Genomic DNA, 13,455 nt, shown 5'->3' on the forward strand with positions numbered 1-13,455 from the left:
GTAGGGGAGATCCGCATGCCACAAGCTGCCAGAACCGCGATTGTCACCGGGGCGTCCCGTGGCATCGGCGCTGCCATCGCGCGGCGCCTTGCTGCGGAAGGTATCCAGGTAGTGGTCAATTACGCCTCGCGACCGGAGGCTGCAGAACAGGTGGTGGACGACATCAGGCGGGCCGGAGGGCGGGCCTATCCGGTGCTGGCCGATGTCAGCGACCCGGTGGCGGTCACCGTCCTCTTCGACCAGACGGAAATGGAGTTCGGAGGCGTCGACATCCTGGTCAACAACGCCGGGGTGATCCAGCCCGGACTGGTCCCCCTCGCCGATACCGAGATGGCGCTCTACGACCGGCTCTTTGCCATCAACACCCGGGGCACCTTCAATACCCTGAAACTCGCTGCCACGCGTCTGCGCAGTGGCGGGCGCATCGTCAACCTGTCCAGCAGCGTCGTGGGGCTGAGCCTGCCGGGCTACGCCATCTACGCGGCGTCCAAGGCGGCGGTGGAAACCATGAGCGCAATCTTCGCCCGCGAGCTGCGCGGGCGGAATATCTCGGTCAACTGCGTTGCGCCGGGCCCCACGGCGTCCAATCTGTTCCTGGAAGGCAAGCCGCAGGAGATCGTGGAGCGCCTGGTCAAGCAGGCTCCGCTGGAGCGGCTGGGCAACCCCGAGGACATCGCCAACCTGGTGGCCTTCCTGGTCGGGCCGGAAGGCGCCTGGGTGAATGGTCAGACCTTGCGGGTCAATGGCGGGATCGTCTGAGAGTCTGCGCCACGACCGGCTGCGCGTCGCTGGCTCGATCGTGGTCAGGCTCCAGGAAGGAGGTCAATCATGAACGGCTACCAGCTCACCCTCTACACCCAGCAGAACCGCCGGCATGAGGGCAAGATGCTGGCTGACTGGATCGTCAGCCTCGCCATGGAGATGGGCTTGCGCGGTGCCACCCTGGTGTCCGGCATCGAGGGCTTCGGCCACACCCGGCAATTCCATTCCCACCACTTCTTCGAGATGGCCGACCAGCCGATGCTGATCGTCATGGCCCTGACCGAAGCCGAATGCGACGCCCTGCTGCAGCGTCTGGAGCTGGCGGGCTTGACCCTGTTCTACGTGAAGGTGGCAGCCGAGTTCGGCGTGTTGGGGGCACCGGTGGATGCCTGAGCGGCGGCTCTGCGACAATCGCCGCCTTCATCTCCTGACAAGGCTTCCTGATGAACCCCGAAGACCTGCTGCTCCTGGTCACCCGAGAAATGCCCTATGGCAAGTACAAGGGCCGCCTGATCGCCGACCTGCCCGGGCACTACCTCAACTGGTTCGCCCGCGAGGGCTTTCCCAAGGGGGAGATCGGCCGGCTGCTGATGCTGATGCAGGAGATCGACCACAACGGGCTGAAGCCGCTGCTGGAGCCGCTGCGCAAGGGTAGGGGGCCGGTTCGCGGCTGAGCCCGACTACCCGGCGCGCCTCCGCAGTACCAGCAACACCAGCGTTGCCACACAGAAGCCCGCACCAGCGAGGAAGGTGCTCGCCGCGCCCAGGCTCTGCCAGAGCCACCCGGCCAGCACGCTGGCCAGCAGCAGGGCGACGCCGCTTGCGAGGTTGAACAGGCCGAACGCGGTGCCCTTGAGATCGGGTGGTGTGGTTTGCGCCACCAGCGCGGCGAGGATGCCCTGGCTGAACCCCATGTGCAGGCCCCAGAAGGCCACGCCGGCCAGCAGCAGGGCGGGCGAATCGGCCCGAGCCAGCAGGAGGTCCGCGACGATCAGCAGGACCAGGGAGAAGGCCAGCAGCCGGGTGCGGCTGAGGCGATCGGACCAGTGGCCGGCGGGGTAGGCGGACAGCATGTAGAAGCCCGCCATCACCACCATCACCAGGGGCACCCAGGTAGCGGAGAAACCCGCGTCCTGCGCCCGCAGCACCAGGAAGGCCTCGCTGAAGCGGGCGAGGCTGAACAGGGCGCCCAGGCCCACCACCCACCCGTAGGCCGGCGGGAAGCGGCGCCAGACCGAGAGCCGGATGGGCGAGCGCATGCGGTGGGTGCCGTGGCCGACGGAGGGTTCCTGTACGCCGACCACGATCAGCCCCACGGAGACCAGCGCCGGAAGCACGGCGAACCAGAGCACCAGACCGATATCGCCCGCCAGCAGGGTCATCAGCAGGATCGCCAGCAGTGGCCCGAGGAAGGCTCCGACGGTGTCCATGGCCTGGCGCAGGCCGAAGCAGGCACCACGAATTTCCGGCGGGGCGACATCCGCCACCAGGGCATCCCGTGGTGCACCGCGAATGCCCTTGCCGACGCGGTCCAGCAGTCGGGCCACCAGTACCTGGTCGGCGGAGGCGGCAAGGGGGAAGAGCGGCTTGGTCAGGGCCGCCAGGCCATAGCCGAACAGCAGCAGCCCCTTGCGCTTGCCCAGGTAGTCGCTGATGGCCCCCGAGAAGACTTTTACGATCAGCGCCGTGGCCTCCGCCAGGCCTTCGATCAGGCCCACCGCGAGCATGCTCGCGCCCAGGCTGCCCACCAGAAACAGCGGCAGCAGGCTGTGCACCAGCTCGGAAGAAAGGTCCATGAACAGGCTGACGAAGCCCAGTGCCCAGACCGTGCGCGGGATGCTGCGGGTGGTGGCGGAGATGGGCATGTCCCTGTCCTGTCGGGGCGGCTGGTCTCAGGTTAGCAAGAGGGCGGTGAGGCGCCTGTGACGACTCGAATGCCTGGCTAGCAGGGTAGGGTGTGCCGTGCGCACCCTACGAGGTTGGATCCGTCGCACCCAATGAAGCCCGCCGTCAGTCCCGCTCTTCCAGCTCCGCCAGTCGGTAACCCACGCCATGGATCGTGTGCAGCAGCGGCCGGTCGAAGGGCTTGTCCAGCACCTGGCGCAGCTGGTGGATGTGGCTGCGCAGGCTGTCGCTGTCCGGGCAGTTGTCGCCCCAGAGGGCTTCTTCCAGCACTTCGCGGCGTACCACCGCCGGGCTCTTGCGCATCAGGGTGGTGAGCAGCTTGTGGCCGATGGGGTTGAGTTTCAGCGGCTGGCCGGATCGGGTGGCTTCCAGGGTGTCCAGGTCGTAGCAGAGGTCGGCCACTTGCAGGCGGGTCTTGCGCCCGCCCTGGCTGCGGCGCACGACGGCCTCGATGCGGGCCACCAGCTCGGACAAGGCGAAGGGCTTGACCAGGTAGTCGTCGGCACCGGCTTTCAGTCCGGCCAGGCGGTCGTCCAGGGTGTCGCGGGCGGTGAGCATGATGATCGGCGTGTCGCGCCGGGCGTCCTGGCGCAGGCGGTTGCACAGCTGCAGGCCGTCGATACCGGGCAGCATGATGTCCAGCACGATCAGGTCGTAGTGCTGGGTGGTCGCCAGGTGCAGGCCGCTGAGGCCGTCCTGGGCGCAATCGACGACGTAGCCCTTGAGCTGGAGGTAGTCCAGCACGTTGGCGAGGATGTCGCGATTGTCTTCGATGATCAGTACGCGCACGGATGTCCCCCTGTACAGCGCCGTGGCGCCGTTTATGGATTTTTCACAAGTCCTTTACCGACTGCTCACGCAGGGGCGGGCAGACTGCGGCGGTCCTACTCGCACAAGGCCCCCACAATGCCCCACTCGCGTCCCTTCAACTTCCTGCTCTGGAGCGTCCTGCCCCTGACGGTCATGGCGCTCCTGCTGTTCCTCGACGTGCCCCGGCTGGACTTCGCCCTGGCACATCTGTTCTACGACCCCCAGGGGGGCTTCATCGGTCGCCACAGCGCCTTCCTCGAAGACGTACTGCACGACCGCGCCAAACAGGCGGTGATCTTTCTCGGCGTGCTGGCGGTGGTGGGCTTTGTCGTCAGCCTGATGCCCACCCGCCTGCGCCGGTTGCGCCGCCCCCTGGGCTATCTGGTGCTGGCCCTGGGCCTTTCCACCGCCATCGTCACGCCGCTGAAGGCGGTGACCGCCGTCCAGTGCCCCTGGAGCCTGGCGGAGTTCGGCGGCGTCGAGCCCTACGCGCCGCTGCTGGGGCATCACCCCTACGTCGACAAGCCCGGCCGCTGCTGGCCCGGTGGCCACGCTTCAGCCGGTTTCTCCCTGCTGGCCCTGTTCTTCGCCCTGCGGGATCGCCGTCCGCGCCTGGCTCGGGCCGCGCTCGTGGGCGCCCTGGCCCTGGGCAGCCTGTTCTCCGTTGGCCGGATGATGCAGGGAGCGCATTTCCTCTCCCACAACGTCTGGACGCTGCTGTTCGACTGGATGATCTGCCTGGTCTGCTACCGCCTGGTGCTCTATCGCCCGGCACCGGTGGAAGCGGCCGTCATAGGCGCGGCCGAGGTCAGCGTTTCGTGAAGCGGTAGAACAGATTGGGCTCGCTGACCACGTAGAGCCTGCCTTCGTCGTCCAGGGTCAGGCCTTCGGCCTGGCCCGCACTTTCCTTCAGGTCGCCGACGTGCCCGAGCAGGGTGCGGAAGCTGACCATTTCGCCGTTTTCGCCCAGTTCGATCACCAGCCTCGACTCATGGCTGAGCACCAGCAGGTGCCCGGTCCTGGCGTCGAAGTGCAGGTCGGAAATGTCCGTGGCGAAGACGCTGCGATCGATCCAGTCGCTGAGGTCCTGCACCTTGATCTGCATCTTTCCGCCCAGGCTCGCCTTGACCCCGGTGACCGCGAGGAGCTCCCGAGGGTCGCGTTCCTTGGCGACGAAGATGCGGTCGTGGGCAGCGTCGTAGGCCACGCCTTCGAAACCCTTGTTATGGGCGCTGGAGGCCATGTCGAGGGAGAGCGTCTGGGCATCCTTCTTGTCGATGGCCTGGCCCGGCTGTTCAGGGAGCTTGATGATCACCAGCTGTTGCAGGACTTCATCGGTGATGACCGCCATGCCGTCGCCCATGTAGGCCAGGGCTTCCACGTCTTCGAAACCCACCAGCGGGTACTGGGCGGTGATGGTGCCCTCGGTGTCCAGCTCCAGCAGCTTCATGGGGGCGGCGTTGGTCACCGCCAGCAGGCGCTTGCGATCGGAGGCGTAGTCGATGGCGGACAGGTCGTCGTCGATGCCGGAGACGGGGCGCGCCTCGATCTCCACCTGGTAATCCGGCAGCCAGACGCTGCGACCTGCCCATTCATCGGCATGGAGGCGGCTCACGGCGTAGAACCAGGCCCGTTCATGCCAATGGAATTTCACGGAGGCCACTCCGGCCAGGATCAGTGCCGCCAGTCCCGCGCCGTAGACGGCGCGGTTGCGCAGCCGGCGTACCGGCTTGATGTTCATATTGTTGTTTTCCACTGCACTGTGCATCGGGGTGTCCTGTCCGAGGTCGAGGCCTGCCCCAGCCCCCGCTCAAGTCGGGGGCTGGGCGGCCTGCGGTACATCAATCTAGCGGGGTGTTCCAGGTGAAGCGGTAAGGCGCGGTGGCCTCGCTGTCGTGGCACTGGCCGTTGTCGGCATCGGCCTGCACCAGGTACCAGTCTTCATCGTCGCCATCGCCGACCCGCTTGGCCTTGTCGGCCTTGAAACAACGCTCGAGGTCGGCGGGGCGGATCAGGGCATGGCTGGTGGGGTTGTTGCGCAGCCATTCGGCGGCCTTTTCAGCCTGGTGCGACGCGTTCACGCCAAAGTGCACCAGCGGCTGGCGGGCGAAGAGCCAGTGGCCCTCGCGCCAGTTGGTCAGCACCAGATCGCCACCGCCGCTGGTATCGGCCACTTGCTGCATCAGGGCCTGGCGCGCGTTGACCCCTTCCTTGACGGGCTCGATGAATCCGCGGGCGAACCAGGCGAAGAACCACAGAACGGCCAGGCCGATGAAGATCTGCCGTCCGCGCGGGCGCTGGGCGAACCAGCGGCGCAGCAGCCAGGGCACCAGGGGTGCGACCGCCAGGATCAGGCCTGGCAAGGCCGGGTAGATGTAGAGCTTGCGCTTGCCGCTGCTGAGGCTGAAGAACAGCAGCACCAACACCACCCAGCCCAGCAGCACCAGGTAGCGGCCGTCCTTGCCGGCCAGCTTGCGGCGCCAGGCGGGAACCAGCCACGGCAGGGCGAGGACCATGGGCAGCCAGTACTTGGGAATCACCTGGGTGAAGAAGAACCAGAAAGGCTCGCGGTGATGCCAGGCGCTGGCGTAACGCTTGGCGGTCTGCTTCAGGAGGATCTCGCTGAGGTACGCGCGGCTGGCTTCATCGCCGAACAGCGCCACCTTCACCACCAGGGGCACGAGCCAGGTGGCGATCGCCGCCAGGGCGACCAGCAGGCCGAGCAGCCAGGCACGGCTTTCGCCCGGCATCCGCGCCACGCCGCTCCAGCCCTTGCGGGCCGCATAGGCGTAGGGAATCAGCATCAGCGCCGGGAGGAAGCCCACGCCCTTGCTGATGATGCCGAAGCCCATGGCTGCGCAGGCGGCGTAGAACCAGCCCCAGGCCGGGCCGAGCAAGAGGTGCCGGGCCATGCCGTAGAGGCCGATGGCGGTCCAGAGGCAGAGGAACCCGTCGATCTGTCCGGCGCGCTGGATGCTGTAGGTCTGGTAAGTGGCGAGGAACAGCAGGCCGGCGATCATCCCCACCCGGCGGTTCCACAGGCGCGAGGCCAGGTCGTGCAGGCAGGCGGTGGTGACCACCCCGGCCAGCAGGGCCGGCAGGAACAGGGCGATGGTCGGCGACACGCCGAGCTGGTTCAGCAGGGCGATGGCCCACATGAACAGCGGCGGCTTGTCCGGGTAGATCTCGGCGGCGCGATGGGGGATCAGCCAGTCGCCGCTCTGGATCATTTCCAGGGCGACGCCCAGGAAGCGCTCCTCGTCCACGTTGGACGGCTGGCGCATGCCCAGGCCGGCGCTGATCATGGCTGCGGCCAGCAACAGCAGGAGCAGCAGGGAGCTGCGTTGGGAACGGATCAAGCGCATGGGCTCATTGCTCCTTGTCCAGGAGCAGCGTGCTGCCGGCCATGCTCAACCCTCCAGTTCGCGGGGGGTGGTGTTGAAGCGGGTGCGGCGGATCAGCCACCAGACCCCGAAGAGGTCGAGGATGCCCACCAGTGCGCGGTCCAGGTTGCCGTACTTGGAGATGCCGGCGCCGCGCGGGCGGTGGTTGACCGGGTGTACCAGCATGCCGCCCTGGTGGCGCTGGATCAGCGCGGGGATGAAGCGGTGCATGTGGTCGAAGTAGGGGAGCTGGAGGAAGGCTTCGCGCTCGATCATCTTGAGCCCGCAACCGGTGTCCGGCGTGTTGTCCTTGAGCAGGTAGCCGCGCAGGCGGTTGGCGAAGCGCGAGGCCCAGCGCTTGCTGGCGGTGTCGCGGCGATTCACCCGGTGACCGGCGATCAGCTTGAGGTTCAGCGGCGCTTCCGGCGCGCGGACGATGGCCAGCATGCCGGGGATGTCCGCCGGGTCGTTCTGGCCGTCGCCGTCGAGGGTGACCAGCCAGGTGCCCCGGGCGGCCTTGGCGGCGTGATAGATCGACGTGCTCTGGCCCAGCGAGCGGTCATGGCTGAGCACGCGCAGTTGCGGATAGCCGGCGCGCTTCATGGCCAGCAGGTGCGACGCGGTGTTATCGGTGCTGCCGTCGTCGACCACGATCACCTCGAAGGATTCGCCGGACAGCGCCTGGCGAACCTCTTCCAGAAGCGAGGGCAGGTTCTCGGCCTCGTTCTTGGCCGGGATCAATACGGAGAGGTAGGGCGTGTTCGACATTCTGGATCCATTCCTTGATGTGTTCGTTTGGGTCAGCGGACGGTATCGAGGGTCCGAAGCCCATGAAAGTTATTCGGTGCAGGCCGATCCGCTGCACGGCCGACCTGCTGGCCATCGATCAGCACGGCGCGGTTTGGGCATCACGATTGATTCGCTTCTCCCAGCGCGGCGTCAACCTTGTCATCGATGCTCAGGCCGTGGCGATGGCGGTGATACAGGTAGGCGCCGAGCATCCCGGAGACCAGGAACAGCACGACCGCCAGGCCGATTCGCAGCGTCGGCGCGACGTTGATGCCGCTGCCCACGAGGGCGAAGACCAGGGACTGCGGCAGGAAACCTGCGAAGCTGGCGGCCAGGAACGGCGCCATGCGGGTGCTGGAGATGCCGGCGGCCAGGTTGGTCAGCACATTGCTGCCCACCGGCAGGAGACGGATCAGCAGCGTCATCGAGAACGGATGTTCGTGGATGAACTGGTCGAAGCGGGCAGCACGCTTGCCGAGGCGGTCGCGCAGCAGGCCGCGGCCGAACAGCCGGGCGTAGAGGAAGGTGGTGAGGCAGCCCAGCAGCGCCGCGAGGGTCCCCAGCAGGGTGCCGGGGAGCAGGCCGAAGGCATAGCCGGCGAGGAAGGCGATGATCTGCCGGGGCAGGCCTACCGCGGTGAACAGAGCGCCCATGGCCAGGAATAGCAGGGTGCCTTCGAGGCCGTGGCCGCGAATGTGGGCATCGATCCAGGCTTCATTGATCGCGTTGCCGAGGTCGCTGGTGTCGAACAGATAGCCCAACAGGGCCAGGCTGAGGATCAGCCCGAGCCCCTTGAGGATGATGCGCACACTCATCATGGATGTGGCCTGCTTCGGCTGGGCGTCATCCGCGCGAGCGGAGAGTGCCAACTGACCGGATTGGTTTTCCATGTCACATCACACTCCGTAGAACGACCGGTACCAGTCGACGAAATGTGCGACGCCTTCCGCCAGCGGAGTGGCGGGACGGAACCCGGTCCGATGGGCGAGGGCGCTCGCATCGGCCCAGGTCTGCGGCACGTCGCCGGGTTGCATGGGCTTCATCTGCTTGATGGCCTGGACGCCTGTGGCCGCCTCGATGCAGCCGACGAAGTCGAGGAGTCGGACCGGCGAGCCGAGGCCGATATTGAACAGGCGGGCCGGCGGGCCGTTCCTGACCTCGTCCGATTCGTCGGCATAGGGTGCCGGGCAGTCCTGGATGCGGACGATGCCTTCCACCACGTCATCGACGTAGGTGAAGTCCCGCGACATGTCGCCACCGTTGTAGATGTCGATGGGTTGGCCTTCCAGGATCGCCTTGGTGAACTTGAACGGCGCCATGTCCGGGCGTCCCCAGGGGCCGTAGACCGTGAAGAACCGCAGGCCGGTGACGGGAATGCCGTAGAGGTGCGCGTAGGTATGGGCCATCAGCTCGTTGGCGCGCTTGGTGGCGGCATAGAGCGAGACCGGGCTGTCCACGGCGTCTTCGGTGGAGAAGGGTACCTTGCTGTTCATGCCGTAGACGGAGCTGCTGGAGGCGTACACCAGATGCTTGACGTCGCCGTGGCGGCAGCCTTCCAGGATGTTGACGAAGCCCGTCAGGTTGGAATCGGCGTAAGCGTGGGGGTTGTCCAGGGAGTAGCGCACCCCGGCCTGCGCCGCGAGGTGGATGACGCGCTCGAAGCGGTGCTCCCGGAACAGCGTGGCCATGGCCTCGCGGTTGGCGATATCCAGCTTGAGGAAGCTGAAGCCGGGAAGGCTCTGCAGCCGTTCCAGGCGGGCGAGCTTGAGCTCGACGCTGTAGTAGTCGTTGAGATTGTCGACGCCGACGACTTCATGGCCGGCCTCGCACAGGCGCCGGGTCGTATGGAAGCCGATGAAACCGGCGGCGCCGGTGACCAGGATCTTCATTACAGCTTCACCCCGACAGCGTTGCGCCCGATGGGGTAGTAGGCCAGGCCTGCGCGGACGAGATGCGCCGGCTCGAAGATATTGCGGCCGTCGAAGACGACCTGGTCGGCGAGCTGGTCGCGGATCAGGCTGAAGTCGGCAACGCGGAAGTTGAGCCACTCGGTGAGGATCACCAGGGCATCGGCGCCTTCCAGGGCCGCCTCCTTGGAGTCGACCAGCAGCAGGTCGCTACGTTCGCCGTAGATGCGCCGGGCTTCGTGCATGGCTTCGGGGTCGTAGGCGCGGACCTGCGCACCAGCGGCCCAGAGGGCTTCCAGCAGCACGCGGCTGGGCGCTTCGCGCATGTCGTCGGTATTGGGTTTGAAGGCCAGGCCCCAGAGGGCGAAGGTCTTGCCGCTGAGGTCGCCGTTGTAGTGGCGGCTGATGTTCTCGAAGACCTTGTGCTTCTGCCGGTGGTTGACCGCTTCCACCGCTTCCAGCAACTGCGGGCGATAGCCCACCTCGAGCGCGGTGCGTTGCAGTGCCTGGATGTCCTTGGGGAAACAGGAACCGCCGTAGCCGCAGCCGGCGTAGATGAAGTCGTAGCCGATGCGCGAGTCGGAGCCGATGCCCTTGCGCACCATCTCGATATCCGCGCCGAGGCGTTCGGCCAGGTTGGCCATCTCGTTGATGAAGGAAATCTTGGTCGCCAGCATGCTGTTGGCTGCGTACTTGGTCAGCTCGGCGCTGCGGCTGTCCATGACGATCAGCTTTTCATGGTTGCGGCTGAAGGGCTTGTAGAGCTCGCGGAAGAGGTCGATGTCCTGGTCGCCGTCCACGCCGATGATGATGCGCTCGGGGCGCATGCAATCTTCTACCGCCGAACCTTCCTTGAGGAACTCGGGGTTGGACACCACCCGCATGTCCAGGGCACGGCCTTGGCCGGCCAGCACCTCGTCCATGCGCGCCTTGATGCGCTGGGCGGTGCCTACGGGGGAGGTGGACTTGTTGATCACCAGCTTGCCCTCTTGGGCAAACCCGGCGATGGATTCCGCTACGGCGAACACGTACTTCATGTCCGCGCTGCCATCCTCATCCGGCGGCGTACCCACGGCGATGAAGATGACGCTGGCGAAGGCCACGCCTTCGGCGGCGTCCGTGGTGAAGCGCAGGCGGCCGGCAGCGAGGTTGCTGTGCAACAGGGGCTCAAGACCGGGTTCGTAGATGGGCGAGTGGCCCTGATTGAGGAGTTCGATGCGGTTGGCATCGATATCGACGCAGCAGACTGTGTGGCCGACTTCCGCCAGGCATGCAGCCTGGACCAGACCGACGTAACCGGTACCAAAAATGGTGATCTTCATTCAGAGCCTGTTTGTTTTTCTTTCCATCGTACGCTCGGCGTCCCGACGAGACTGCCGACCCAAATCCCCTCCGACCGGGCCGGCTCCCGGGCGTGAAGGTAACCTAACGATACAATTGTGAAAATTGTGTTGTGACAATTTCAAATGGTTGATTTTTTTCCGGTATCTACCACAAACCGGCGATGCAGTTGCCGGAAGCAAAGCATTTGGGGCCATCAGCGTTGCTCTTGTTGCAGTTCGAGGACGCGGTTGCGCCCCTGTTCGGCCACCAGGTAGCGCCCTGGTGCAACCTCGACCATGGATTGGGGCGAGCGCAGGTGAGACAGCACGGTGCTCAGGTGGTCTGCGCCGTCCAGCAGGAGGACGCGAGCCATATGGGTGGCGTCTTCGGTGATCCACAAGCCGTCCCGGTTGCACAGCAGAAAGCCCGGCTCACGCAATCCGTCCAGGACCACCGGGTCCTTTCCGTCCGGCTGCATCAGTCGGACCTGGCCGCGCGCTTTTTCGGTGTAGAACAGGCGGCCGTCCGGGCAGGACGCCACGCCCTCGGGCTGGTCCAGGCCACTGCGCAGGGTAGTGACACTGTCGGACTCGGGGTCATAGCGCAGTAGCCGGCCGTTGCCGTGCAGATCCTCGACTCCATAGAGGTAATGCCCATCGGTGGCCAGGCCCTCGACGCTGTTGGCGGTGAACAGCTGCCGGGTGCCGTGGCCGTTCATCCAGTACACCGGGTATTCGCCCTGTTCCTGGCTGAAGGCTACGCCGCCCCGATAACGCACCATGCCGTCGGGCTTGGAGAGTCCGGATTGCACCTCGCTGCGGCTGTCGCCTTTGCCTGTCCGGAGGATTCGGCCGTTGCCGTCCTGCATCTCCTGGCTGATGTAGAGACCGCCCTGGTCGTCCGGAACCAGCGCGCTGACCCTTTCCACCTCATCGATTTTGACCCGGTAGCTCCAGCCTGGGGCGGCGCTGACCGGGTAAAGGTGGCGCCAGGCCGGAATACCGGCGCCTGCCAGCAGGAGCAGCGCGACGGTCGCCAGCAGCCAGCGACTCGAGCGGCGGTCGAGCAGCAGCATCAGTGGCAGCAGGTTATGGCGCGGCCGCCGGCCGATACGGTGTCGGGATACGGGGGTGGTTTCAACGACCATGGCAGGCGTTTGCGTCCGGGGCGCCTCGCGGGAGGGAAGGCCGTGCGAGGTTCAGGGATTGAGGCATCGAGGCCGGCTCCTGGAATTACGGAGGCTTTGCAATCTATCGGCTGGGGCGTGGTGGGCTGGTCAAAAGGCTGTGAAAAAAATGTCAATCGCCGTCGCCCAGGGTCACCGAGAAGCAACTGCCCGACTCCGCACCGGATTCCACCCGCACGTCCCAGCCCTGCTGGTGACAAATGCGCCTGACCAAGGATAGCCCCAGCCCGAGGCCTTCGCCCCGCGCCCGCTGGCCCCGGACGAAGCTGTGGAAGATCAGCTCCGTTTCCTCCTGAGGGATACCCAGGCCGCTGTCTTCGACACGGAAACCCTCGGCTCCCAGGATCAGTTTCACCTCGCCGTGCTCGGTGTAGTGCAAGGCATTGCGCAGGAGGTTGGACATCACGGTGCGCAGTTGCGGTGCCGCGTAGCGGCCTTGCGCCGGGCCTTCATCCCGCAACTCGAAGGCCAGCCCCTTGGTCTGGAACTGCGGCGCCCACTGCCGGTACTGCTCGGCGGCGAGGTCCGGGAGAGCGATCTTTTCTGAAATGGAAACATCGCCCTCGTCAGCCCGCGCCAGATGCAGGAAGGTCTGGACCAGATCGCACATCTCGGCGCTGGCCCGTGCGATGCGCGCCACCTGGGCACGCTCCGCGGGGCTCAGGTGCGGGGCGTTCTGAAGCAACTCGCAGGAACTGCCGATCACCATCAGCGGCGTGCGCAGCTCATGGCTGACGTCGCTGGTGAACAGCCGCTCGCGCTCCAGGGAATGGCGCAGCTGGCCGAGGGTCTCGTCGAACGAGGCGGCCAGGTGACCGATCTCGTCGTCGGGATAGTCCGGGGCGAGCTTCGGCGCCATGGGCAGCAACTGGTCGCGGTGGCGGACCTGCTGCGCCAAGCGACGGACCGGTGCCATGACCTTGTGGGCCAGCAGCCGACCCAGACCCCAGGCGCCCAGCACGCTGAACAGAAAGCCGGCCAGCACCACGTCGAACAGCACCCGTTCCCGGGCTTCGAACTCCCGCTGCTCCTGCACGATCACGTCGTCGTGGCCGCTGTGGCTGCGTTTGAACACGTAGTAGGCGTCGTCGCCGCTTACGACTTCGGAGAAGCCTTCGGGCAGATGGCGAAAGCGGGGCGGCACGTCGTCGTGGCCGGCGTGGTCGCTGAAGAAACGGGTATTGGCGTCGATCCGTGCCGGCTGGTCATGCTGGAGCTCTTCGTTGATGGCGATTTCCAGCTCATGACCGAGCTCATCCGACACCAGGTGCTCCTCGATGAAGTGCACGATGGCGACGATGCCCAGGGAAAAGGTGCCGCTGACGATCAGGGTCATCAGGACGAACGCGATGATGATCCGCCGTTCCAGCGGCTGCTTCCCTAGCATGGC

At 66.0% G+C, this 13,455-nt stretch carries 14 protein-coding genes; 4 read left to right on the plus strand and 10 right to left on the minus strand.

Annotation, left to right across the window (positions count from 1 at the left end; genetic code table 11):
• Positions 1 to 15: 15 nt before the first annotated feature.
• From TQ98_RS11115 to TQ98_RS11125, 3 genes are all read left to right on the plus strand, one after another.
• Positions 16 to 759: an SDR family oxidoreductase gene (locus tag TQ98_RS11115; protein WP_052659212.1), complete on the plus strand. Its 744-nt coding sequence runs from the start codon at positions 16 to 18 to the stop codon at positions 757 to 759.
• 69 nt (positions 760 to 828) lie between these two features.
• Positions 829 to 1,155, plus strand: coding sequence for a DUF190 domain-containing protein (locus TQ98_RS11120; protein ID WP_044872904.1), 327 nt, complete (start codon positions 829 to 831; stop codon positions 1,153 to 1,155).
• A gap of 50 nt (positions 1,156 to 1,205) precedes the next feature.
• On the plus strand, positions 1,206 to 1,436 hold the full coding sequence (locus tag TQ98_RS11125) for a DUF3820 family protein (RefSeq protein ID WP_044872905.1): 231 nt from the start codon (positions 1,206 to 1,208) through the stop codon (positions 1,434 to 1,436).
• A gap of 6 nt (positions 1,437 to 1,442) precedes the next feature.
• Here the strand turns inward: TQ98_RS11125 and TQ98_RS11130 are convergent, their stop codons facing one another.
• Positions 1,443 to 2,627, minus strand: coding sequence for an MFS transporter (locus tag TQ98_RS11130; protein ID WP_044872906.1), 1,185 nt, complete (start codon positions 2,625 to 2,627; stop codon positions 1,443 to 1,445).
• 145 nt (positions 2,628 to 2,772) lie between these two features.
• Entirely contained in the window at positions 2,773 to 3,456 is a 684-nt protein-coding gene (locus tag TQ98_RS11135; RefSeq protein ID WP_044872907.1) for a response regulator transcription factor, read from the minus strand.
• A 117-nt stretch (positions 3,457 to 3,573) separates the two neighbouring features.
• On the opposite strand from TQ98_RS11135, the gene TQ98_RS11140 reads away from it, so the two are divergent.
• The gene (locus tag TQ98_RS11140; protein ID WP_044872908.1) at positions 3,574 to 4,299 is read left to right on the plus strand and encodes a phosphatase PAP2 family protein; all 726 of its coding nucleotides are present in this window, start codon (positions 3,574 to 3,576) and stop codon (positions 4,297 to 4,299) included.
• Here TQ98_RS11140 and TQ98_RS11145 read toward each other — a convergent pair.
• The 8 genes from TQ98_RS11145 to TQ98_RS11180 all read right to left on the minus strand — a co-directional run bounded on the left by TQ98_RS11145 (position 4,286) and on the right by TQ98_RS11180 (position 13,452).
• Positions 4,286 to 5,245, minus strand: coding sequence for an SdiA-regulated domain-containing protein (locus TQ98_RS11145; protein ID WP_082073238.1), 960 nt, complete (start codon positions 5,243 to 5,245; stop codon positions 4,286 to 4,288). The genes TQ98_RS11140 and TQ98_RS11145 overlap by 14 nt on opposite strands.
• Positions 5,246 to 5,318: 73 nt before the next feature.
• Positions 5,319 to 6,842, minus strand: a complete 1,524-nt coding sequence (locus TQ98_RS11150; RefSeq protein WP_044872909.1) for a glycosyltransferase family 39 protein — start codon at positions 6,840 to 6,842, stop codon at positions 5,319 to 5,321.
• A 45-nt stretch (positions 6,843 to 6,887) separates the two neighbouring features.
• Positions 6,888 to 7,628, minus strand: coding sequence for a glycosyltransferase family 2 protein (locus tag TQ98_RS11155; protein ID WP_044872910.1), 741 nt, complete (start codon positions 7,626 to 7,628; stop codon positions 6,888 to 6,890).
• A 140-nt stretch (positions 7,629 to 7,768) separates the two neighbouring features.
• On the minus strand, positions 7,769 to 8,539 hold the full coding sequence (locus tag TQ98_RS11160) for a VTT domain-containing protein (protein ID WP_242443087.1): 771 nt from the start codon (positions 8,537 to 8,539) through the stop codon (positions 7,769 to 7,771).
• A 6-nt stretch (positions 8,540 to 8,545) separates the two neighbouring features.
• Positions 8,546 to 9,538 carry an NAD-dependent epimerase gene (locus tag TQ98_RS11165; RefSeq protein ID WP_044872911.1) on the minus strand — a complete coding sequence of 331 codons (993 nt, stop codon included), beginning with the start codon at positions 9,536 to 9,538 and terminating at the stop codon, positions 8,546 to 8,548.
• Positions 9,538 to 10,878 carry a UDP-glucose/GDP-mannose dehydrogenase family protein gene (locus TQ98_RS11170; protein ID WP_044872912.1) on the minus strand — a complete coding sequence of 447 codons (1,341 nt, stop codon included), beginning with the start codon at positions 10,876 to 10,878 and terminating at the stop codon, positions 9,538 to 9,540. Before TQ98_RS11170 ends, TQ98_RS11165 begins: the two co-directional genes overlap by 1 nt.
• Positions 10,879 to 11,093: 215 nt before the next feature.
• Complete coding sequence (locus TQ98_RS11175; protein ID WP_082073239.1) at positions 11,094 to 12,026, minus strand: hypothetical protein; 933 nt, start codon at positions 12,024 to 12,026, stop codon at positions 11,094 to 11,096.
• Between the two features lie 151 nt (positions 12,027 to 12,177).
• Complete coding sequence (locus TQ98_RS11180) at positions 12,178 to 13,452, minus strand: HAMP domain-containing sensor histidine kinase (protein WP_044872913.1); 1,275 nt, start codon at positions 13,450 to 13,452, stop codon at positions 12,178 to 12,180.
• Between the last annotated feature and the right edge of the window lie 3 nt (positions 13,453 to 13,455).

The organism is Pseudomonas sp. LFM046, assembly GCF_000949385.2.
GTDB lineage: Bacteria > Pseudomonadota > Gammaproteobacteria > Pseudomonadales > Pseudomonadaceae > Metapseudomonas.

Excerpts from the sequence above, each read along its gene's own strand:
- TQ98_RS11115 (WP_052659212.1), top strand. The coding sequence starts at position 16 with ATGCCACAAGCTGCCAGAACCGCGATTGTCACCGGGGCGTCCCGTGGC.
- TQ98_RS11120 (WP_044872904.1), top strand. The coding sequence starts at position 829 with ATGAACGGCTACCAGCTCACCCTCTACACCCAGCAGAACCGCCGGCAT.
- TQ98_RS11125 (WP_044872905.1), top strand. The coding sequence starts at position 1,206 with ATGAACCCCGAAGACCTGCTGCTCCTGGTCACCCGAGAAATGCCCTAT.
- TQ98_RS11130 (WP_044872906.1), bottom strand. The coding sequence starts at position 2,627 with ATGCCCATCTCCGCCACCACCCGCAGCATCCCGCGCACGGTCTGGGCA.
- TQ98_RS11140 (WP_044872908.1), top strand. The coding sequence starts at position 3,574 with ATGCCCCACTCGCGTCCCTTCAACTTCCTGCTCTGGAGCGTCCTGCCC.
- TQ98_RS11145 (WP_082073238.1), bottom strand. The coding sequence starts at position 5,245 with ATGCACAGTGCAGTGGAAAACAACAATATGAACATCAAGCCGGTACGC.
- TQ98_RS11150 (WP_044872909.1), bottom strand. The coding sequence starts at position 6,842 with ATGCGCTTGATCCGTTCCCAACGCAGCTCCCTGCTGCTCCTGCTGTTG.
- TQ98_RS11155 (WP_044872910.1), bottom strand. The coding sequence starts at position 7,628 with ATGTCGAACACGCCCTACCTCTCCGTATTGATCCCGGCCAAGAACGAG.
- TQ98_RS11160 (WP_242443087.1), bottom strand. The coding sequence starts at position 8,539 with ATGGAAAACCAATCCGGTCAGTTGGCACTCTCCGCTCGCGCGGATGAC.
- TQ98_RS11165 (WP_044872911.1), bottom strand. The coding sequence starts at position 9,538 with ATGAAGATCCTGGTCACCGGCGCCGCCGGTTTCATCGGCTTCCATACG.
- TQ98_RS11170 (WP_044872912.1), bottom strand. The coding sequence starts at position 10,878 with ATGAAGATCACCATTTTTGGTACCGGTTACGTCGGTCTGGTCCAGGCT.
- TQ98_RS11175 (WP_082073239.1), bottom strand. The coding sequence starts at position 12,026 with ATGGTCGTTGAAACCACCCCCGTATCCCGACACCGTATCGGCCGGCGG.
- TQ98_RS11180 (WP_044872913.1), bottom strand. The coding sequence starts at position 13,452 with ATGCTAGGGAAGCAGCCGCTGGAACGGCGGATCATCATCGCGTTCGTC.